Genomic DNA, 21,288 nt, shown 5'->3' with positions numbered 1-21,288 from the left:
CATGGTGCCGGGCGGTGCACCTGGGGTCATGAAGACAACCGATGATCCTGCCCGTGCCCGCCGTCGACTGATCGCTCTGGTCGGTGCCGGGGTCGTGTTCCTGATCCTGGCCGGGATCGGCGTCTACGGCCTGGCGACCGGCCCGAACGACGCCACTCCGCGACCCGACGGCCCGACGTCGCCGAGCACCCTCGACCCGGTGCGGCCGGCAACGCCGCGCCTGCCGCACATCACAGCATCGACCGACCCGGAAGTGTTCGCACGCGAGGTCGCAGATGCGCTGTTCACCTGGGACACGACCACCGGGTTCCTGCCGTTGGATTACACCGCCGTGCTGCTGGATGCGGGAGACCCGACCGGGACCGAACTGGCGGGGCTGGCCTCCGATGTCGCCACCTACCTCCCGTCGCGTGCCGCGTGGATCGAGCTGCGTCACTACAGCACCACTCAGCACCTGACCATCACCGATGCGTCGGTGCCCGAGCAGTGGGCGCAAGCGGTCGAGCAGGCGAGGCCCTGTCAACTCCCGGTCGGAGCGACCGCGATCACGATCGACGGCACCCGGCACCGCACCGGCCTCTGGAACGACGAACCCGTGACTTCTGAGCATCCGGTGGCGTTCACGATCTTCCTCGTCTGCCCACCCGACGATTCGTCCACCAACACCGCGACGGGCCAGCCCACACCAACGGCAGCGGCGCCGTCGTGTTACCTGCTGCGCCTGTCGATGCTCGACCAGCCACTGCGCTGAAACAGGAGGACACGACCGTGAAGAAGACTGTCATCGCGCTCTCACTGCTGCTCCTGCTCGGCCCATTCATGGGCCTGCTAGCCATCGGAGTGCTGATGAACCCCGCCGCGAACGCCGCCTGCACCATCGGCAGCACCAGTATCACCGTCGGGAACGTCCCCGACTCGTTGACCGCGACCACCGTCAACGGCGAGACGATCACGCTGAACCGGCAGCAACTCACCCATGCCGCCACCATCATCGACGTGGGTTCCGGCATCGACGGGGTGGGCCGCGATGGCATCCAGATCGCGCTCATGGCCGCGCTGACTGAATCCACCCTGCGAATGCTGTCGAACACGTCGGCCTACCCCGAGTCCGCCGACTATCCGAACGATGGTGACGGCGGCGACCATGACTCGCTGGGGTTGTTCCAGATGCGCCCGCAGTCGGGGTGGGGAACGGTCGCCGACCTGATGGACTCCACCTATCAGGCCCGCGCGTTCTACGGCGGGCCGGACGGCCCCAACTACCCGAGCCCCAGGGGTCTGCTCGACATTCCCGGCTGGCAGCAGATGGGCAAAGGCGAGGCCGCGCAAGCCGTCGAAGTGTCGGCCTACCCCGACCGGTACAACAACTACGAGCCGGTCGCGCTGACCATCCTGGACGCTCTCACCGGCTCCGGCGGTCCTGCCACGGTTGCCTCCGGCGTGGTGCCGGTCGCGGTCATCTCGGAGATGTCGGAGACCTCGCGGGTGGTGTTCCCGCTGCCGGAGGGCACCTGGGTCGCGACCGACCCGTTCGGGCCACGCACTCACCCGATCACCGGGGAGCAGAGCTTCCACACCGGCGCGGACTTCGCCGCCCCGGACGGCACCCCGATCCTCGCCGCCGCCGACGGCACGGTCACCGTCGCGGAGTTCTCCGGCGGCTACGGCGGGCTGGTCGTCATCGAGCACACGATCGGCGGGCGCACGGTCGCCACCGCGTACGCGCACAGTTGGCAAAACGGTATCCACGTCTCCGTGGGCGACCAAGTGCGCGCCGGGCAGCACATCGCCGATGTCGGCTCCAGCGGCATGTCCACCGGCCCGCACCTGCACTTCGAGGTCCGAGACGGCGGCACCAACGGCGAACAGATCGACCCCGCCGCGTGGCTGAACGAGCACGATGCCGCCGACCTTGCCGAGGCCACCAGCGGTGGCCCGTCGCAAGGCTGCACGAGCGCGGATGCCGTGTTCTTCCCGAACACCGGGATCGACCCGCCCGTCAAGAACCCGGACGGGACATGGCCGCCCGAGTCGTGCACCGAGCCCGACCCGACCCAGCCCGGCAGGCAGGGCGCGTGCGTCACCCCGCGTACCGAGCGCCTGGTGCAGCAGATCGAGGCCATGCAGGTCGGACACAACGGGATCTCCTGCTGGGACCCGCACGCCTGGAACCCGACCAGCGATCACCCGAAAGGCAAAGCCTGCGATGTGACGTTCGGGGCTATCGGCCAGTTCGCCACCGGTGCCGACAAAGAGAACGGCGACCGGCTCGCCGAGTGGCTGGTCAGCAACGCCGACACCTGGGGTGTCTCCTACGTCATCTGGCAGGGCCGCATCTGGACGGCATCCCGCGCCGACGAGGGCTGGCGAACCTACACCGGCGGCGGAATCTACGACGTCACCGACGCGACGGGCGGTCACTTCGACCACGCCCATATTTCGGTCGAATAGCGGGGTGGATGTCATGGATGTGTTTCCCGACTTCGACGGCCTGGCGGGCATCGGCGACCTGAAAGAGGTCGTCGGGGCGCTGCTGATGTTCGCGCTCGCGATCGCGGTGCTGATGCTGGTCGTCTCGGCGATCATCTGGGCTGTCGCGGCATCCCACGGCAACTACGCCACCGCCTCCAAAGGCCGTGTCGGGGTACTGGTCGCCCTCGGCGGCGCAGTCCTGGCCGGGGCCGGGGTCGCGTGGATGAACTGGCTCATCGGCATCGGCCAGCACCTCTGACCCGGCCCCGCTCTGAAGCGCCCACCCCCGCCGCACGGGGTGGGCGCTTTTTCGTGTGTGGCGCGGGGTGCACCTGAGGGCAGAACCATCCGCCATCAAGTGAAGGAGAACTGCCGTGATCGACATCGACCCCAACTCCAGCGGCTTGCCGGGCATCGAGCAGCTGCGCATCATCGTCGGCGCAGTGATGACCGTCGGCCTGATCCTCAGCGTGCTGGCCCTGATCGTCTCGGCGATCATCTGGGCCTACGGCTCCAACTCGTCCAACCCCCACCTGGCCAGTCGCGGGAAGATCGGCGTTCTCGTGTCCTGCGGTGCCGCCATCGTCTGTGGCGCGTCGGTGACGCTCATCAACTTCTTCTGGGGCGTCGGCCAAGCCGTCTGACCCCACCCGTCAACAACTCCGATCTGCAAGGAGGCTCGTGATGGGCGTGTGTGATGTCCCCGTCATCTCTACTGTCTGCGACACCGCCGGTGAAGCCGCCGCGTCGCTGATCTCGGCACCATTCGACTGGCTCGCATCAGCGATGGGTGCAGCCGCCGGCTGGATGTTCGAGGCCGTGTGGACGGTGTTCGACACCACCACGATGGTCGACGTCACCGGCGGCGAGTACGTCGGCGTCTACAACCTGATCTTCGGCATCGCCGTGTTCGTGATGCTGGTGTTCTTCTGCCTGCAACTGATCACCGGCATGATCCGCCGAGAACCCGCCGCGCTCTCCCGCGCAGCCCTCGGGCTGGCCAAGAGCGTGCTCGGCTCCTTCGTGGTCATCACCCTCACCGCCCTGCTGCTGGAAATCACCGACCAACTCTCGGTCGGCATCATCCAAGCCGGAGGCGAAACCACCGCCACGATGGGCGACAAGATCGCTCTCCTGGTTGCAGGGCTGACCGCGTTGAACATCGGCGCGCCCGGTGTCGGTGCGATCCTCACCATCTTCCTCGCCTCCCTGGCGATTGCGGCGGCTGCGATCGTGTGGCTGTCGCTGCTGATCCGCAAAGCGCTGCTGCTGGTCGCGGTGGTGCTGGCACCGTTCGCGTTCTCCGGCGCGTCGTGGGATGCCACACGCGGCTGGATCTCCAAGTGGGCGATGTTCGTGATCGCGCTCGTGCTGTCCAAGCTGGTGCTCGTCGTGATCTTGCTGGTCGCGGTCACCCAGGTGTCGGCCCCGATCGACGCCGACCTGTCGAACATCGCCGACCCCCTCGCCGGGGTCGTGCTGATGGCACTGGCCGGGTTCGCCCCCTACATGACCTACCGGTTCTTGTCGTTCATCGGGTTCGACCTCTACAACTCGATGGGCACCGAACAGGAAGCCAAGAACGCACTCAACCGACCCATCCCCACCCCGGGCAAACCACAAGGCGGCGACCCGAAGAAAGTCCTCGACGCAGGCACCGGGGGCAACAACACCTCCGGCAGTGGCGGTGCGGGCGGCGGCTCGAACGTCAAGCCCGCCCCTTCGGCATCATCGGCAGGCAGCGCAGGCGCGGGCGGTGCTGGCAGCGGCGGATCTACCACCGGGGCCGGGGCCGGTGCGGGTGGTGCGGCAGTGGCTGGGCCGGTCGCCGCCGGAGTCGTCGCAGGGGCAACCGTGGTCACAGCCGCCGCGACCGCCGGACCGAAAGCGGGCCACGCGCTCGCCGACCAAGCCGACCACGCCGCGAGCGGTGCCGACCAGTCCGGGTCTGCCCCGCCCGCTCCGCACGCACCGCCACCCTCACAGCCACTGCCGAGAACCCCGAACAGCACCCCGAGTGCACCGTCCCAGCCGAGCAAGGAGTGACCCGTCATGCCCAGCACTGACACAGCCCACGAGCACGGCGGCGAGCTGGTGCCCGTGAAGTTCTCCCGCCTCACCAGGCGCGGCATCCTGCTCGGCTTGTCGCTGTCGCAACTGATCACCCTTGGTGTCGGCGGGGCGAGCCTGGTGTTCGCGTTCTACGGCGGCGGCGGTGCCCTGTTCCTCATCACCGCACCCGTCTGGGTGATCGCTGCCGCGATCACCTGGATACCCATCGGGGGTCGCCCGATGGTGGATTGGCTGCCGGTGGCGTGCTGGTGGCTGTGGCGCGGCACCGGTGGGCAACTGGCCTACCGGCGCAGGATCGTCACCCCACGCCCGGCGGGAACCCTTGCACTGCCCGGCGACATGGCCAGGTTGCGTGAATACACCGACCCCGAGACCGGGGCCGGGATGGTGCACGACCCGACCGGGGCGACCCTCACCGTCGTCACCGAGATCACCCATCCCGCGTTCGTGCTGCTCGACCCCGGCGAACAGGAACGCCGCGTGACCGCCTGGGGCCGCGTGCTGGCGACCGTGTGCCGCTCCGGCAGGATCGCGACTCTGCAAGTGCTGGAGCGCACCCTGCCGGACTCCGGGCAAGGGCTGGCGGAGTGGTGGGCCGCGCACGGCACCGCTGACGGCTCGTGGGCCGCGACGACCTATCAGGAGCTGATCGACCGGGCCGGGCCTGCCGGGGAACGCCACGCGACCACGCTGAGCCTGTCATTGGACATGCGTGCAGCGGCACGGCAGATTCGCACCGCTGGCGGCGGCATCAAGGGCGCAGCGAACGTGCTGCGCCAAGAGATGGGCACCCTGTCGGCGGCGCTACGGTCGGCAGACCTGACCAGCAAGGGCTGGCTCACCCCTGGACAGATCGCGGTCATCCTGCGCTCGGCGTATGACCCCGCAATCGCCGCGACGCTGGAACGCCACGGCGACCTCGGGCACGACCTCGCCACCGCAGGCCCGGTCGCGGTCACCGAGTCGTGGGGGCATCTGCGCAGCGACTCCGCCTACCACTGTGTGGTGTGGATTTCGGAGTGGCCGCGCTCGATGGTGCATCCAGGGTTCCTGTCACCGGTGCTGCTGTCCAGCGGTATCCACCGCAGTTTCTCGTTGATCTGCACGCCGCTGCGCACCGATCAGGCCGCCCGCGACATTCGCCGCAAGAAGACCGAGTACATCAGCGACGCCGCCCAGCGTGCCCGCATCGGTCAGATCGAAGACGCCTCACAGACCGCCGAATACCACGACGTGCTCCAACAGGAAGCCGACCTGACCGCCGGACACGGAGTGCTGCGCTACACCGGCCTGATCTCCATCTCAGCCGACTCCCTACCCGAACTGGAAGCGGCGGTCGCGGCGATCGAGCAGGCCGCCATCCAAGCCTCCTGCGAGACCCGCACCCTCGTCGGCCAGCAAGCACAAGCGTTCACCGCCGCCGCACTGCCCCTGTGCCGAAAAGTGTGAAAGCTGGGGCAGAGTCCGGCCCGGTGCCGCAGCGAGTGTGTGCTACAGGAGGAAAGCGCCGGTCAGGCTCACGAGCGCGAGTACGAGCATTCCCAGGCAGTTGATCCAGAACGACTGCCGGAGGAATCGTGCCCTGATATGAGCTGCGCAAGCGCACAGGAAGTAGACGACGACGCCGACGTTCGCCGCAAGGCCGACGCCTGGAACCCACATCCCGACAATGAGCCCAGCGACCGCGAGGGTCTTGATGACGATGAGGGTCCACCACCAGTCGCGGGGGAACCGGACTCCGTCAAGGCAGTCGCGGATGAACATTGGGGGCCGGATCGACGCGACTGCGTCGAAGAGCAGAGCCCCGGCGAGAAGGGCTGGTAGCCACCAGGGGTCTGGGATCAGGTTCACGGGCGAATCTCCTGTCTCGTGCAGATCGCTTCGACGACTTTGCGAATGCTCTGTTTGAGTGAGTCCGGATCGGTGTCGTTGCTCGGGGACCAGCTGAAGAGTCGACCGATGTAGGCGAAGTAGACAGCGCGCGCCGAAGCTGAAACGCCACTGCTGTTGCCGTGGTCGAGCACCGCTTCTATCTCCGCGATCAGCGTCTGTGACAGCTCGGTGAAGGCGGTCGGCTCGTTCTCACCTGCGACGAGGATCGAAGCGTAGGAACGCGCGAGGCGTGGGTTGCGCGTGAAGAGGTCAACGAACGGATCAAGGAGGGCCGCGATCTGATCAACGACTCCGACTGCGAGGACCGGTGTGTCGGCGCGGCGCTCGTGAATCTCGTTGATTTGGTGATCCAAGGTGGCGAGCAAAAGTCCGTTCTTGTCCCCGACGGACATGACGGTTCCGATGCTCAGACCGCAGGCGGTGGCGATGTCACGGATGGTCGTCTCAGTGAACCCCTTCGCCTCGAACAGTTCAGCAGCTGTGTGGAGCACGGTCGCCACTGTCTCTTGCCGCTGCTGGTCGCGTATCGTCACCACAGTCACCTCCTGAACATGTTCGGTGAACATGTTCATTATAGCAGGAGTGTGGTCGTGCCCGCCCGACGGACAAACCCGGACCAGTGCCATGAGATCGCTGTTCCGCGAAGCGCTCCGCTCGGTTCTTGCGAGCGCACCTCCCTGACACACGATGCCAGGAGGCCGACCATGCCCACGTTCAACGACCCGACCGCCGACGCTGCCGAAGCCCGTCAAGCGTTGCGGGGTCTCGCACACGCCACCCGCCGCATCACCGACCCCGACCTGCTGTACGGCATCGTCGGGGAACTGCTCGCCGCGACCCGCTCCCTGGAACAGTCGCTCATCCAACTCGGCGGAACCAGCCTCACCCACCAAGACCGCGCCGCGCACGACGACGGCGACCGGAACCTCGGCGCTGCCGACGCTTGGGCCGCAGCCGACGCACTCCAGCAGGCCGCACGGCACGTCAGTGCGGCCGAGACGTTCCTGGATCAGACCTCCCAGCATCTGGGCCGGATCGCCTGGCATCCCTCACCACGGCAATGGGTGAGCGTCGTGTTCTTGCAGGGCGAGAACGCCGACCGGGTGCTCGACCTGATCGACCGTGACGGCACCGACACTGCGATCGAGCATCTGCGCGGCTTCGACGACGGCGAGGACACCACCAGCACGGCGCTCGCTGACGGCCACGTCTACGACACGCTGCCCACCGGCGCGAACGACCGGCAGGCCACGGCAGGCGAGTACGCACTGATCTACAGTCACACGCTCGGGCACGTCGCCCTCTACCGCGCCCACACCCCACCGGGCGGCACCCCGACCGATGCCGAGGCGGTGCGGCGGGCGCTGGAGGCGCGCCGTGACCGGGTGCGTGGCGACGGGTCATGGTTCACCCCTGACCGGATCACCGATATCAAACGCAACCGGGGGCTGGGACGATGAGCCGCACCGAGGAGGAGAAACTGCACGCCTCGGTGCTCGTCGCACCCGCGAAAGAGCGGCGACGCTACCGCAAACAGCGCCGCCAGGCCGCCACCCAGCTGCACCGCGAACAACGTCAGCAGCGGATGGATCAGGCCAAAGCCCACGCCGATGCAGACAAGGCCGAGCGCGCCGCACGCCAGTACCTGCCCGGTTCTGGGGAGCCTGGCCCGTCGATGCTGCGCACACCGGGCCGTCTGCATCTGCCGCGCCACCAGGACACGAGCGCCACCTTGTCGGGGGCGTACCCGTTCATCGCCGAGGGCGGACTCGGCAGCCGTGGCGTGTTCGTCGGCCAAGATCTCTACTCCGGCGGCTCGTTCGTGTACGACCCGTGGGTGCTGTACGCCAACGGGGTCATCACCGCACCGAACGTCGTCCTGGCAGGGATCGTCGGCTCCGGCAAATCCTCCCTCGCCAAGAGCCTCTACACCCGCAGCCTGCCGTTCGGGCGGCGCGTGTACGTGCCGGGCGACCCGAAAGGCGAACACACCGCCGTCGCCGAAGCCGTCGGCGGGCGCGCCATCGCGCTCGGACACGGCATGACCAACCGGCTCAACCCGCTCGATGAGGGCTACCGGCCCTCCCACTTCACCGACACCGAATGGGACAGCACCGTCACCGCGCGTCGCCGCGACCTCATCGGCGCACTGGCCGAAGTCGTCCTGGGCCGTGCCCTCACCCCGCTGGAACACACCGCGATCGACACCGCACTAGGCGCAACCGTGCGGGAGAACACGGTGCCGATCCTGCCGATGGTCGTCGACCACATCCTCGCCCCCACAGACGACCCCGACGGGCGACTCACCGAAGACGGGCGCATCGTCGGACACGCCCTGCGGCGGCTGGTCGCCGGAGACCTCGCCGGACTGTTCGACGGCCCCTCGACCGTGCAGTTCGACCCGACACTGCCGATGATCAGCCTCGACCTGTCACGGGTGACAGAGAACTCCACCCTCATCAGCGCGCTCATGACGTGCTGCTCGGCATGGATGGAATCGGCGCTGCTCGACCCGGCAGGCGGGCAACGCTGGGTCGTGTACGACGAAGCGTGGCGGCTCATGTCGCACCCGTCGCTACTGAAACGGATGGACGCGCACTGGCGACTCGCCCGCCATTACGGCATCGCGAACATGCTGATCTTCCACAAGCTCACCGACCTGGAAAACGTCGGAGATCAAGGATCAGCGATGCGCTCACTCGCCCACAGCCTGCTCGCCAACGCAGAAACCCGGATCATCTACCGGCAGGAATCCGACCAGCTCGGCGTCACCGCCAAAGCCCTCGGCCTGACCAGCACCGAACGCACACTGTTGCCCTCACTCGGCGTCGGGCAAGGCCTGTGGCGCATCAAAGAACGCAGCTTCGTCGTCCAGGCACAACTGCACCCCGCCGAAATGGGACTCTTCGAAACAGGGTTCCGGGCACGGGGTCTGGCTCCCGGCACCCCCTGAGCCACGGGTGCGCCCGGCGGTGCACCTGGTGGGCATGACACAACACTCAGCATCCGCGTTCACCCGTCCTTCGGCTCCGCCCTACGAGATCGAAGGGCGCATGTTCGAGCCTGGCGAGACCGTCGGTGTCGCCATCCTGCTTCGTAGCGTCGAGGCCGACCGGTACGGCGAGGTTCACGCAACCATCACTGCCGCCGACCTCCCGTCGCGTTGGGAAGCCGTGGTGCTCGTCGGATACGACACCGGAACACTCAACTACGAAGACCCCCGCTGAAGCGCCGGGCGTGGTGGTGGTGGGCGCACCTGATGGCATGAGAAAGCCACCAGACCATGTTCCTGTTCTCTCGCCGGTGTCGATGCCGGTGATCCGCTTCGACGTGCATGACGACGGCACGATGAGCGTCACCGTCGACGGGGAACCCCTCGCCCCGCCGGTCGCCGAGGGTGCGTGGCGGCGTGGGTCGTTCTCTCGGATCGTCGATCAGGTCACCGGTGAGCGGATGATCCCGGCACGGGTCGAAGTCACCGAGGCCGATGGCACCATCTTCACCGACATCATCCCCGCCCGCCCCCGCACCACTATCCCTGCACCGGTGGCGTTGGAGGCGGCACCTGCCGTGACGCCACGATTCGTGGAGGTGAGCGGGGAGGGATTCGTGCCCGGTGAGGACGTCGCGGTGTGCCGCATCATCCGACACACCGACGCCGCCCACACGGGCACCGCCCGCGCGCTGATCGACCTGGCCCGCGACCATCTCGACCTCGGCGGCGAGGTGGTGCTCGTGGGCCGGGTGTCGGGCACGTTCGTCGTAAGGGGCCTGTCGTGAGCAGTCCGGCACCGGGCAGGCAGACCGGTGCTCTCGGTGACGAGCTGACCAACGCCGCCATGATCGGCCTGATCGGGGTGTTCGCGCTCGCACTCCTGCTGCGCGGTGCCGGGTCGGTGGCGGCGTTCCTCACCGGCACCGCCCAGCCCGAAGCAGGCCCCGCCGCCGGTGTGGGCGTGTTGTTCAATCCCGGCGACCCCGGGGCTGCGCTGGAGGCCGAAGGGTTGAGCGTCGTCGCCTACTGGATCGTTGTCGTCGTTCTGATCGCTGCGCTGGGGGCGGCGATCACCGGGGTGTGGATGTTGCTGCGCCGTCAGTCACACCGCAGTGCCCGTGACCCGCACCGGCTCGTCGGCATCGCCACGAAACAGGATGTCACTCAGGCTGCGTCGACCAAGGCGCTGCTGGGGCGGGCTGCGAACCTGCGTCCCTCGCTGGAACGTCCGGCACCTGCCGATGTGGGCTACCGGCTCGGTGCTTCTCAGGGGCGGGAGGTGTGGGCTTCGGTGGAGGACTCGATTCTGCTGATCGGCCCACCACGCTCGGGTAAGGGCCTGCACATTGTGATCCCGTCGATTCTGGATGCGCCCGGCTCGGTCGTGGTGACCTCGACCCGCCCCGACAACCTGACCGCGACGCTGCGCGCCCGGCAGCGGATCGGCCCGGCGGCAGTGTTCGACCCGCAGCATCTGGCCGAGGGCATCCCCGCCGGGCTGCGCTGGTCACCGATCCGGGGGTGTGAAGACCCGTTGACGGCGATGATCCGCGCGACCGGTCTCGCCAGTGCGACCGGTTTGACCTCGGGCGGGGTGGAGGGCGGCGGGTTCTGGGAGGGCAAGACCCGCTCCGCCCTGCAAGCCCTGCTGCACGCGGCCGCGATCGACCACCGGCCACCATCGGAGTTGTTCCGGTGGACGCTCGACCCGACCGCCGCCGCCGATGCGGTGGCGATCTTGACCAACAGTCCGCTCGCTGCGGGCGGCTGGGCTGAGTCGTTGGAGGCGATGATCGACTCCGACCCCCGTACCCGTGATTCGATCTGGCAGGGCGTGTCGCTGTCGCTGTCGGCGCTGGCCGATCCGCGCGTGCTCGATGCGGTCTCACCGGGTGAGGGTGAAGACTTCGACCCGGAGAGATTCATCCGATCGCGCGGCACCCTGTACCTGCTCGCCACCGGTGCAGGCGCGGGCGCGAGTGCCGCGCTCGTGGCGGCGTTCGTGGAAGACCTCGTCGAAGCCGCCCGGCGGATCGCGGCGCGCTCACCGGGCGCACGCCTGGACCCGCCCCTGCTGCTCGCTCTGGATGAGATCGCGAACCTCAGCCCGCTGCCGAGCCTGCCGACCCTGATGGCTGAAGGCGGTGGCACCGGGATCACGACGATGCCGGTGCTCCAGTCGCTCGCCCAAGCGCGGGATCGGTGGAGCGAGAACCAAGCGAACGCGATCTGGGATGCGGCGATCACCAAGATCATCCTCGGCGGCGCATCCAACTCCCGCGACCTGCAAGACCTCTCCGCGTTGATCGGGGAACGCGACGAGTTCACCGACAGTGTGACCCTCGGCGATCACGGCACCCGCTCGAATCAACGCTCGATCCGCCGGGTGCCGATCATGCCGCCCGACCGCATCCGCACCCTCCCGTTCGGCACCGCCGTCACCCTGCTGCGCTCCGCGCCGCCGATCATCACCGACCTGCGCGCATGGCCGACAAGACCCGACGGTGACCGGCTGGGGGCCGACCGGGCCGAGATCGAGGGACTGCTGGAACGAGGCACGCATGGCACCTGAACCGCACCTTCCTCCAGCCCCCGACGGCACCGTGGCGTCGTGGGCAGCAACGACGGCACGAGTGTGGTGGAGGTGATCGCTGATGGCCAGACGCAGGAGCCGGACAGCACCGCCCGGTCAGCTCGAGTTCGACCTGTGGGGGCTGGCCGAGCAGACCGCCGACGAGCAGATCACCACAACCACCGAAACAGCAACGACACCGGGGGTGGAGGGAGAAGAACGTGAACAAGTACGGGGCGCAGGCGATGCGGCATTGGAAGACCCACGCGCCACAGAGGTACCAGAGCCTCGACGACCCGATCCGGTTCTTCACCGATCTGGGCCGGGAGGCGCAGGGCCAGATCACCGAGCTGGCACGGCAGATCGAGACGAACCGCGCCGGGGTGCTGGCCAGGACGTCCTCTTCGAGGGAGACTTATCTCACGGACGTGGCACGCCGGATGACGGCGCTACGGATAGCGGAGGAGGTCGTGATGCAGCAACTCGCCTGGGTCACCGATCCGAGCCTGCCGCTGGACGAGGCCCGTCAGGAGTGGAACCAGACCTCCCCGAACGACGAGAACCTGATCATGTGGGCCGAGCGGATGCAGGACGCCCCCGACCTGATGCCCTCGACGGTCGATCTGGAGCAGAAAGCGAAAGACTGGGCCGTGCCGACCTGGTTCTTGGAGGGCCTGGTCGACGCGGAGATCCCGCGCCAGTACCTGAACGAGCACCAGCCTCTGCTGGCGGAGGCGGCGACGATCCGCTTCCTGCGCGAAGTCCACTAACACCCACCAATGACGACACTGCCACCGGCCCGGAGTCGGAGCCTGCCTCTACGCCGGTGGTGCGGTTCGTGCCCGCGACGCACGACGACCTGGCCCCGTCGGGTGCGAAGGCCCGCTTCCGGGCGAATATCGCCGCGATCGAGACCGCCCGCCTGCTGATCGCGCACGAACGCCCGGCGACGGTCGAGGAGCAGCAGAAGCTTGCGCGCTGGTCGAGCTGGGGCGCGGTGCCGGACGTGTTCGATAAGTCCAAGACCGACTGGGTAACCGAGCGGGAGCAGCTGCGGAGTCTGCTGGCCCCGGTCGAGTGGGATGCTGCCGCGCGTACGACGATCAACGCGCACTACACCGACCCGTTGATCGTCCGGCAGATGTGGCGGGCCGTGACCGCGCTCGGCTTCGACGGCGGGCAGGTGCTCGAACCTGGCTCCGGGTTGGGCACGTTCCTCGGCATGGCCCCCGAGGCCGCGCGGATGACAGGGGTGGAACTCGACCCGGTGACCGCGCAGATCAGCCGTGCCCTGTATCCGCACGCCGAGGTGCGGGCAGAGTCGTTCGCCGACACCCGCCTACCCGAAGGCATGTTTGATGCGGCGATCGGGAATGTGCCGTTCTCGGATGTGACCTTGCACGACCCGGTGCACAACCCGACCCGGCAGTCGATGCACAACCACTTCATCCTCAAATCGCTGCGCCTTGTCCGGCCTGGCGGGATGGTCGCGGTGCTGACCTCGCAGTACACGATGGATGCGCAGAACCCCGGCGCGCGCCGCGAGATGGCGATGCTCGCCGACCTCGTGGGCGCGATCCGGCTGCCCGCCGGGGCACACCGGCGCACGGCAGGCACTGATGTGGTGACCGATCTGCTGATCCTGCGCCGCCGCGACGACGACCAACCCCCGACCAGTGATGACCTGTGGGAGATGGTCACCCCGATCAGCTCGGACGGACACCACGCGAAGATCAACGCCTACTTCGACCACCACCCCGAGCATGTCCTGGGCACCCTGGGCATCCGGCAGAACATGTACGGCACGCCCACGGTCACCGTCGACGGGAACCTCGACCGGCTGGAGGCAGACCTGGCTGATGTGCTCGACCAGATCACCTTCACGGCCCGCCGCACCGGGCTAACGTTCACCGCGCCCACGGCGGAACATCACGCCAGGCAGGCCGCGCGGGTGCCGTCACCGCCGCAGTTATGGGACGGCAGCATCATCGCCACCGATGCCGGGTTCGGCACCGTCGTCCAGGGTGCTGTCGAGCCGTTGGAGGTGCCGAAGTCGGCGGGGCCGGAGTTGCGTGCCCTGCTGGGGTTGCGCGACGGCGCGCACCGGCTGCTCGACCTGGAGGCCGCGACCGTTGATGACACCGACGAGATCAACCAGGCGCGCGAGGGCCTGTACCGCGACTACCGTCGCTATGTCGGCAGGTATGGGCCGCTGAACCGGTACACGCTGCGACGCACCGGACGCACCAACGATGCCGGGGAAGACACCTACGCCCGCACCGTGCCGACCCCGATCCGGTTGCTGCGCACGGACCCTTTTGGGGCGCTCGTGCTCGCCCTGGAGCAGTTCGACGACACCGACCAGACCGCGACCCCGGCGGCGATCATGACGCGCCGGGTCGTGTCCCCGCGCACCGAACCCCAAGGCGTCGACACTCCGGCTGATGCGATCGCGGTCAGCCTGGACCGCACCGGCAGGATTGACCTGCCGCTGATCGCCGACATGCTCGGCATGGATCAGACCGAAGCCCGTCACGCGCTCGGTGGGCTGGTGTTCACCGACCCGCTCACCGGAGACCTCATCCACGCCCCCGCCTATCTCTCCGGTGATGTGCGCGTGAAACTGGAACAGGCCACCACCCGCGCCGAGACCGACTCAGCGTTTCAGGTCAACGTGGACGCGCTCACCGAGGTCGTACCCGAAACGCTCGGGGTGGAAGAGATCAGCGCCCGCCTGGGTGCGGTGTGGATCAGCTCTGAGGTGCATGCACTGTTCTTGAATGAGCTGCTGCGCACCCGCGATGTGAAGGTGGAGAACCCTCTGCCGGGGATGTGGGAAGTGCGCGGCGGGCGGGCCGGGCTGCTGGCGACCAGTGAGTGGGGCACTGAGCGTCGCCCCGCACCCGATATCGCCCAGGCGCTCATGGAGCAGAAGACCCTGCTCGTCTACGACGAGATCGAGGAACTCGACGGCAAGAAACGTCGCGTGCTCAACCCCTTGGAGACCACCGCGGCGCAGGAGAAAGCCGACGCCCTACAGGAGCGGTTCGCCGAGTGGGTGTTCGAAGACCCCGAGCGTGCCCGCACGCTGGTGGCCGAGTACAACCGGCGCTTCAACTCCATCGTGCTACGTGACTACACCGACGCGGGCGAATATCTGAGCCTGCCGGGGCTGGCGGGGAACTTCACCCCGCGTCCGCACCAGCGCTCCGCGGTCGCCCGCATGATCGCCGAACCCTCTGCCGGGCTGTTCCACGAGGTCGGGGCAGGGAAGACCGCCGAGATGATCATGGGTGTGATGGAGATGCGCCGCATGGGACTGATCGACAAACCAGTGCTCGTGATCCCGAACCACATGCTGGAACAGTTCAGTCGCGAGTGGCTGCAAATCTATCCGCAGGCCAAGGTTCTCGCCGCCTCATCCAAGGACCTCACCGCCGACAAACGTCGCCTGTTCGTCGCCCGCGCCTCAGCGAACGAATGGGACGGCGTGCTCATGACCCAAGGCGCGTTCGAGAAGATCCCGCTGCGCGAGAAGACCCAGCAGGCATACATCCAAACCCAGGTCGACCAGATGCGCGACGTGCTCGCCACCGCGACAGGCGAGAACGCGATGAGCGTCAAACGCATCCAACGCAAACTGCTCCAACTGGAGAACAAGGTCAAAGCCCGCATCGACACCAGCCGGGATGCCGGGGTGTGCTTCGAAGACACCGGCATCGACTACGTCGTCGTGGACGAGATGCACATGTACAAGAACCTCGCCACCGACTCCAACATCGCCGATGCCGCGATCGACGGTTCCGGCCGTGCCAGCGACCTGCACATGAAACTCGAATATCTGCGCACCCAAGGCCGCGAACGAGTCGTCACCGGAGCAACCGCGACACCGATCTCCAACAGCGTCACCGAGGCGTTCGTGATGCAGAAGTACCTCCGCCCGGACCTGCTCGACGCCGCCGGGATCGGCGCGTTCGATGCGTGGGCGGCGACGTTCGGGCAGGCAGTCACACAGATGGAGATGGCCCCCACCGGCAACAACACGTTCCGTATGAAGACCCGGTTCGCGAAGTTCCAGAACGTGCCCGAGATGCTGAAACTCTGGTCGATCTTCGCTGATGTGAAGACCGCCGAGGATCTGCACCTGCCCATCCCCGCGATCACCGAACGCGACGATGGCCGGCGGGCACCGGCCACGGTCGCGGTGCAGCCCACCGTCGAGCTGGAGCAGTTCATCGAAACCCTCGGCACCCGCGCCGAAAAGGTCGCAGCCAAAGCGGTCTCGCCGAGCGAAGACAACATGCTCACCATCTCCACCGATGGACGTAAAGCCGCGCTCGACATTCGCATGATCGTGCCCCGCGACCCCTCCGGCCCCACCAAGGTCGACCTGGCTGCCGACAGCATCCACCGGGTCTGGGAGCAGACGAAAGACAACACCTACCTCGACCCGATCACCGGAAACGAGTCGCCGGTGCGGGGTGCTCTGCAACTGGTGTTCTCCGACATCGGCACCCCGAACCCGACCCGGTGGAACGCCTACGACGAACTGCGCGCCGGGCTCATCGCACGCGGGATGCCGCCCGAGTCGATCCGGTACATGCACGAAGCGAAAACCGATGTGGACAAGGCGCGTCTGTTCGCTGCTGCCCGTGCCGGGCATGTCGCGGTGCTGATGGGATCGACCGAGAAGATGGGTGTCGGCACCAACGTGCAAAACCGCGCCATCGCCCTGTATCACCTGGACTGTCCGTGGCGACCCAGCGACATCGCCCAACGCGAGGGCCGCATCCTCCGCCAGGGCAACCAGAACGCTGAGGTCGGGATCGTCCGGTTCGTCACCGAGCGATCCTTCGACTCCTACATGTGGCAAGGCGTCGAACGCAAAGCCACGTTCATCGCGCAACTCATGCGCGGAAACCTCGACTCCCGCGAGATCGAGGAAATCGACTCATCCGCCCTGTCCGCAGCCGAAGCCAAAGCCATCTCCTCGGGGAACCCGCTGCTGCTGGAACACTCCACCGTGCACACCGAAGTCAGTAGGCTCCGCCGCCTCGAACGTGCCTACCACCGCAACGAGTCGATGCTCGCCCACGCCCGCGACCGCGCCAACGACGACGCACGCCGCGCTACAGCCGACATCGAAGCCCTCGAAACGGTGCTGCCGCGCGTCACCGATACCTCCGGCGACAGATTCCGCATCAACCTGCGCGGCCACACCTACACCTCCCGAGCCGACGCCGCGCACGCGCTCGCGACCTGGGCGCACGACTCCGACCTGAAATGGGCACCGCGCTACGCCTCCCGCGACTACGGGACCATCGGCCAGATCAGCGGCTTCAACATCACCGTGTCCACCAGCCCAGCACTCGGGAATGAACCCGTGGTGAACATCCGGCTCGACGGGGTGCCGCGCAGCGGGTTCATCATGACCCGCCAAGCGTTCCTCGACGGCGGTGTCGGACTCATCCAACGCATCGAGAACCGCGCCTCCGGCATCCCCGCACTGCTCGACCAGGCCCGCAGCGACCTCGCCAACGCAGAGACCGAACGTGCCGACGCCGCCGGGCGCATCGGCCAACCCTTCCGCCACGCCGTCGCTCTCGCCGACGCAGAGAAAGACCTCGCCAGAATCGAGACCCAACTGGCCGCGATGCAGGCAGACATCGACCACGAGGCACAACCCGAACCCGCGCCGGAACAACTGCCCAGCGGCCTGAGCATTGAAACCGTCCGCGCCTACCGGCCCGCGCTCGGCGTACGGGCAGATCCCGCGCGCACCCCGGCGGCACCAGTCGTCCGCTCGTTGAACGACAAGCCGGGCTACGACATCCGCGCACGGGGGCTGTGAACGCACCTGTCTGCCACACCGACCGCACGATCGCGGTCGGGCAGAAAGACAGGAGGATGCGCGATGGGTATCAAGAACGGCATCATCATGACCGGCCACTTCGCCGGTGACCCGAGGTTGACGTACAGCGAGAAGACCGGAACGCCGAGGTTCTATGCGCGCGTCGGTGTCGATCACTGGCGGCGGGAAGAGGACGGCACGTTCACCAAGACGGAGCGAACATTCCACGACCTCGTTGCGCGCTACAAAGCAGCCGAAGTCGCGATGGAACTCTTCAAGAATGGTGACGACTTCGTCGCCACCGGACGGTTCCGCAAGTTCCCCGACCCGGCCACCGGTGCCGAGCGGGAAGAGTTCCAAGCCGACACAGTCGCCCCGAATCCTGTGACAACGCGCATCTCAATCGACCGTGGACCGCGAAGCGGCGCCGCTCGCGAGACTCCAGGGGTGAATCGCAGCCAAGCGTTCGACCACCCTGAGCAGTCCACCGGGCGCACACGCGAGCCAGCGGCGCTGGGTCTCTGATCGGGGTACGCGATGAACGACGACTACGCTCCCGATCCAGACGAGGAAGCAGAAGGCAGGCCAGACCCAGACCTCGACCCGGACTCGGCACCCGAGCCGCGCAGCACTGCCGGGCCGGTGCTCAATGAGCCGCCCGGGCCGATCAACTGGAACCTGCTGAGCGCCCACGACACCGAGGGCGCGTGGCTGGAACTGAACCAGTGGGTCAACTGGCTCCGCACCACCTACGGGCTGGCATCATCGGTGATCCCTCCGATGTGGCACCGGCACCCCGAGCTGCACTGGGAACTCTCCGCCCTCCACACGCACTGGCTCTCCGCGTACGACCCGCAGCAGAACGGCAGCGCTCCAATCGGCTGGCATCGGGACTTCGCCGAAGCCCGGCAGCGGCTGCGCGATTGGGTCGCCGCGTGCGGCACCCGCCTCGACCGCGACCGGCCCACCCGGCAAACCGTCTGGCCCGGCGAAGACGAGGCCGACCCCATCGAAGACACCCCGATCATCAACCGCGACGAGGACTTCGTGGCCTACGTCATCGCCGACGTCGAACGTCGCCGCCAGGTCGAACACGACTACTACGCCAACCTCAACCTCAACCCCGATACCGGCGAGATCAACTGACAGCCGCCCTCCCGCGCGGGGCCGAAGCCACCAAGGCTCCGGCCCCGCACCCCTTGGAGCACGACCCGGCCTGTACGACTGCCCTTCCCGACAGCGGGCGAAGCGCGTAGAATCGAGGCAGGCGACATCACATCAGCTAGGCCGTGCGCCCTTCGGGTCACGGCATGACGAGCCGGGGAATCAGCCCAGGTGAGTCCATCCCACACAAGCGTCGCCGCTTGGGAGGACTTGACCATGCTCCGTTTCATCTGGAACACCAGCATCCGTATCCGCACGTTCATGCGCGTCTGGATGCCCACCAACATCCTGCTCGACACCCTGCGCAGCAGGCGCGGCCTCAAATGGGGCGTGCCCGCGATGCTGCTCGCTGGCGTCTACTTCGCCATCGCCTACTGGTGCACCACCCTCATCGCGTCGGGTGCGCCCGGCTGGCTGCACCTGGTCGTGCTGGTGTGCATCTACAACGCCTTCAAGTTCCTGATCTTCGGCCCCATCAGCCTCGCCCGCCTCATCAAGGTCCGCCGTCAAGAGCGTCGGGCACGGCGAACCGAGACGCTGCCCAGTGACGGTACGTCCGGTTCACCTACCGGGCATGAGGCACTACCGGGTGACGAGCACGGGCCGACGTATCTCGGCCGAACCTCGGGCGCGCGCCAAGCCTGACACCAAGCAACTGATCGCGCTGGTGCTGCACCTCGCAGACACTCTCCACGCCCAAGAGCTTGACGAACAGCAGCGACGCATCGGTGACCAACACACCACTGACCACCCGAGGTCCGCCCACCCGACGGCGGGCAGGCAAGGAGAACCACCATGACCATGACAATGCCCCTCCCGGAGACCAACACGACTCCGTCGCCCACTGCTGTGACCTACCAGCGGGTCTCGACCAAGGAACAGGCGACCAAAGGAGGCCGTGACGAAGGATTCTCGATCCCCGCGCAACGCCAAGCCAACGCCCGCAAAGCCGAAGACCTCAGGGCGCGGATCGTCGCCGAGTTCGTAGACGCGGGCGAGTCGGCGCGCTCGGCGAATCGCCCCGACCTGCAACGGATGCTGGAGTACGTCGAAACCCATCAAGTGACCTACTGCATCGTCCACAAAGTCGACCGGCTCGCCCGCAACCGTCTCGATGATGTCGAGATCCACCGCCGTCTCGTCGAAGCCGGGGTCACCCTCGTCTCCGCAACCGAGAACATCGACGAAACACCGTCGGGGACCCTGCTGCACGGCATCATGTCTTCCATTGCCGAGTTCTACTCCAAGAACCTCGCCTCCGAGGTCAGCAAAGGGCTGAACCAGAAGTTCGCCACCGGCGGCACCCCGATGCGCGCCCCGATCGGGTACCTCAACGTCCGTAAGCGTGACGAACAAGGCCGCGAGTACCGCACCGTCGAACTCGACCCCGAACGCAGCCTCCTGATCCGGTGGGTGTTCGAGCAGTACGCCGCCGGGGAACGCACCGTCGTTGACCTACACACCGAGGTCACCGCACGCGGCCTGACCACCGTGCCCACCCCGAAACGACCCTCCGGGCCGGTCGGACGGTCCACGTTCTTCGATCTGCTGCGCAACCCGTACTACATCGGCATCGTCCGATACAAAGGCGCGGAACAGACCGGCACCCACGAACCCCTGGTCGATGTCGACACCTGGCATCAGGTGCAGCGGCTCCTCGATTCCCGTAAGCAGGCTTCCGAACGACGCCGAGACCACGACCACTACCTGAAGGGCACCCTGTTCTGCGGGGCGTGTGGGTCACGGATGCAACTGGACTACCCCGCGAACCGGCAAGGCATCCGCTACGCCTACTACGTCTGCTCCGGCCGCGCCTCCAAACGCAAGAACTGCACCCGTCGCGCCGTCCCCGTCGGGATCGCTGAACAGTTGGTCGAGGACTGCTACCGCGACATCGCGATCACCGAGACCGAGTACGCCGATCTCGCCGCCCAGGTTGATGCGGCGTTCGATGAACGCCTCGCGTCCCGCTCCGAGGAACTGGCTGAACTGACCGCGAACCGCAAACGCCTCCAGACCGAGAGCGACAAGCTGCTGGCCGCGCACTTCGCCGACGCGATCGACTTGGAAACCCTCAAGCGCCACCAAGATCGCATCCGCACCGGACTGGCTGACATCGACCGCCGACTTACCACCGAGCACGACCACCACGAAGGATCACGCAAACAACTCGCCACCGCCCTCAGCCTGCTCGTTGACTGCGCCACCCTCTACGCCCGCACCGACGACCAAGGCAGACGACTCGCCAACCAAGCACTCACCGACGGC

The 21,288-nt window shown here is 67.2% G+C and carries 19 protein-coding genes and 1 pseudogene; 17 read left to right on the top strand and 3 right to left on the bottom strand.

Features of this window, described 5'->3' with window-relative positions; translation table 11 throughout:
- Positions 1-28 precede the first annotated feature (28 nt).
- From QM721_RS01465 to QM721_RS01440, 6 genes are all read left to right on the top strand, one after another.
- Positions 29-751: a hypothetical protein gene (locus QM721_RS01465; protein ID WP_415118266.1), complete on the top strand. Its 723-nt coding sequence runs from the start codon at positions 29-31 to the stop codon at positions 749-751.
- A 17-nt stretch (positions 752-768) separates the two neighbouring features.
- The gene (locus QM721_RS01460) at positions 769-2,451 is read left to right on the top strand and encodes a M23 family metallopeptidase (protein WP_415118264.1); all 1,683 of its coding nucleotides are present in this window, start codon (positions 769-771) and stop codon (positions 2,449-2,451) included.
- A 13-nt stretch (positions 2,452-2,464) separates the two neighbouring features.
- Positions 2,465-2,731 (top strand): DUF6112 family protein, encoded by a 267-nt coding sequence (locus QM721_RS01455; RefSeq protein WP_415118262.1) that lies wholly within the window; start codon positions 2,465-2,467, stop codon positions 2,729-2,731.
- Between the two features lie 115 nt (positions 2,732-2,846).
- The gene (locus tag QM721_RS01450) at positions 2,847-3,116 is read left to right on the top strand and encodes a DUF6112 family protein (protein ID WP_415118260.1); all 270 of its coding nucleotides are present in this window, start codon (positions 2,847-2,849) and stop codon (positions 3,114-3,116) included.
- A gap of 40 nt (positions 3,117-3,156) precedes the next feature.
- The gene (locus tag QM721_RS01445) at positions 3,157-4,518 is read left to right on the top strand and encodes a conjugal transfer protein TrbL (RefSeq protein WP_415118258.1); all 1,362 of its coding nucleotides are present in this window, start codon (positions 3,157-3,159) and stop codon (positions 4,516-4,518) included.
- Between the two features lie 6 nt (positions 4,519-4,524).
- Complete coding sequence (locus QM721_RS01440) at positions 4,525-5,994, top strand: SCO6880 family protein (RefSeq protein ID WP_415118256.1); 1,470 nt, start codon at positions 4,525-4,527, stop codon at positions 5,992-5,994.
- Between the two features lie 42 nt (positions 5,995-6,036).
- On the opposite strand, the gene QM721_RS01435 is transcribed toward QM721_RS01440, so the two are convergent.
- Together QM721_RS01435 and QM721_RS01430 are read right to left on the bottom strand one after the other, a co-directional pair.
- Complete coding sequence (locus QM721_RS01435; protein ID WP_415118254.1) at positions 6,037-6,396, bottom strand: DoxX family protein; 360 nt, start codon at positions 6,394-6,396, stop codon at positions 6,037-6,039.
- Positions 6,393-7,010, bottom strand: coding sequence for a TetR/AcrR family transcriptional regulator (locus tag QM721_RS01430; protein ID WP_415118252.1), 618 nt, complete (start codon positions 7,008-7,010; stop codon positions 6,393-6,395). The genes QM721_RS01435 and QM721_RS01430 overlap by 4 nt, the downstream gene beginning before the upstream one ends.
- Before the next feature lie 132 nt (positions 7,011-7,142).
- Here QM721_RS01430 and QM721_RS01425 point away from each other — a divergent pair, with 132 nt between their 5' ends.
- The 11 genes and pseudogenes from QM721_RS01425 to QM721_RS01375 form a co-directional block, all read left to right on the top strand.
- Positions 7,143-7,898, top strand: a complete 756-nt coding sequence (locus QM721_RS01425; protein ID WP_415118250.1) for a hypothetical protein — start codon at positions 7,143-7,145, stop codon at positions 7,896-7,898.
- The gene (locus QM721_RS01420; RefSeq protein WP_415118248.1) at positions 7,895-9,391 is read left to right on the top strand and encodes an ATP-binding protein; all 1,497 of its coding nucleotides are present in this window, start codon (positions 7,895-7,897) and stop codon (positions 9,389-9,391) included. Before QM721_RS01425 ends, QM721_RS01420 begins: the two co-directional genes overlap by 4 nt.
- A gap of 28 nt (positions 9,392-9,419) precedes the next feature.
- Positions 9,420-9,665, top strand: coding sequence for a hypothetical protein (locus QM721_RS01415; protein WP_415118246.1), 246 nt, complete (start codon positions 9,420-9,422; stop codon positions 9,663-9,665).
- 37 nt (positions 9,666-9,702) lie between these two features.
- Complete coding sequence (locus tag QM721_RS01410; protein WP_415118244.1) at positions 9,703-10,218, top strand: hypothetical protein; 516 nt, start codon at positions 9,703-9,705, stop codon at positions 10,216-10,218.
- Between the two features lie 59 nt (positions 10,219-10,277).
- The gene (locus QM721_RS01405; protein ID WP_415120080.1) at positions 10,278-12,005 is read left to right on the top strand and encodes a TraM recognition domain-containing protein; all 1,728 of its coding nucleotides are present in this window, start codon (positions 10,278-10,280) and stop codon (positions 12,003-12,005) included.
- A gap of 221 nt (positions 12,006-12,226) precedes the next feature.
- Entirely contained in the window at positions 12,227-12,775 is a 549-nt protein-coding gene (locus tag QM721_RS01400) for a hypothetical protein (protein ID WP_415118242.1), read from the top strand.
- Positions 12,776-12,843: 68 nt separating this feature from the next.
- On the top strand, positions 12,844-17,856 hold the full coding sequence (locus QM721_RS01395) for a helicase (protein ID WP_415118240.1): 5,013 nt from the start codon (positions 12,844-12,846) through the stop codon (positions 17,854-17,856).
- A 63-nt stretch (positions 17,857-17,919) separates the two neighbouring features.
- On the top strand, positions 17,920-18,381 hold the full coding sequence (locus tag QM721_RS01390; protein WP_415118238.1) for a single-stranded DNA-binding protein: 462 nt from the start codon (positions 17,920-17,922) through the stop codon (positions 18,379-18,381).
- Positions 18,382-18,393: 12 nt separating this feature from the next.
- Positions 18,394-19,002 carry a hypothetical protein gene (locus tag QM721_RS01385; protein WP_415118236.1) on the top strand — a complete coding sequence of 203 codons (609 nt, stop codon included), beginning with the start codon at positions 18,394-18,396 and terminating at the stop codon, positions 19,000-19,002.
- Positions 19,003-19,236: 234 nt separating this feature from the next.
- Entirely contained in the window at positions 19,237-19,665 is a 429-nt protein-coding gene (locus QM721_RS01380; RefSeq protein ID WP_415118234.1) for a sulfate permease, read from the top strand.
- Positions 19,666-19,815: 150 nt separating this feature from the next.
- A pseudogene (locus tag QM721_RS01375) lies at positions 19,816-20,841 on the top strand (recombinase family protein); the annotation flags it as partial.
- Here QM721_RS01375 and QM721_RS01370 read toward each other — a convergent pair.
- Complete coding sequence (locus QM721_RS01370; RefSeq protein ID WP_415118232.1) at positions 20,761-21,171, bottom strand: hypothetical protein; 411 nt, start codon at positions 21,169-21,171, stop codon at positions 20,761-20,763. The pseudogene QM721_RS01375 and the gene QM721_RS01370 sit on opposite strands and share 81 nt — an antisense overlap.
- Positions 21,172-21,288: the final 117 nt, after the last annotated feature.

The organism is Micropruina sp., from assembly GCF_047602085.1.
In the GTDB taxonomy this organism is placed as follows: Bacteria; Actinomycetota; Actinomycetes; order Propionibacteriales; family Propionibacteriaceae; genus Micropruina.
This window is presented reverse-complemented; position numbering and strand designations above follow the sequence as displayed.

Coding starts and splice junctions, on each gene's coding strand:
- QM721_RS01430 (WP_415118252.1), bottom strand. CDS start 7,010: ATGAACATGTTCACCGAACATGTTCAGGAGGTGACTGTGGTGACGATA.
- QM721_RS01385 (WP_415118236.1), top strand. CDS start 18,394: ATGAACGACGACTACGCTCCCGATCCAGACGAGGAAGCAGAAGGCAGG.
- QM721_RS01445 (WP_415118258.1), top strand. CDS start 3,157: ATGGGCGTGTGTGATGTCCCCGTCATCTCTACTGTCTGCGACACCGCC.
- QM721_RS01380 (WP_415118234.1), top strand. CDS start 19,237: ATGCTCCGTTTCATCTGGAACACCAGCATCCGTATCCGCACGTTCATG.
- QM721_RS01420 (WP_415118248.1), top strand. CDS start 7,895: ATGAGCCGCACCGAGGAGGAGAAACTGCACGCCTCGGTGCTCGTCGCA.
- QM721_RS01405 (WP_415120080.1), top strand. CDS start 10,278: ATGATCGGCCTGATCGGGGTGTTCGCGCTCGCACTCCTGCTGCGCGGT.
- QM721_RS01455 (WP_415118262.1), top strand. CDS start 2,465: ATGGATGTGTTTCCCGACTTCGACGGCCTGGCGGGCATCGGCGACCTG.
- QM721_RS01465 (WP_415118266.1), top strand. CDS start 29: ATGAAGACAACCGATGATCCTGCCCGTGCCCGCCGTCGACTGATCGCT.
- QM721_RS01440 (WP_415118256.1), top strand. CDS start 4,525: ATGCCCAGCACTGACACAGCCCACGAGCACGGCGGCGAGCTGGTGCCC.
- QM721_RS01390 (WP_415118238.1), top strand. CDS start 17,920: ATGGGTATCAAGAACGGCATCATCATGACCGGCCACTTCGCCGGTGAC.
- QM721_RS01425 (WP_415118250.1), top strand. CDS start 7,143: ATGCCCACGTTCAACGACCCGACCGCCGACGCTGCCGAAGCCCGTCAA.
- QM721_RS01410 (WP_415118244.1), top strand. CDS start 9,703: ATGAGAAAGCCACCAGACCATGTTCCTGTTCTCTCGCCGGTGTCGATG.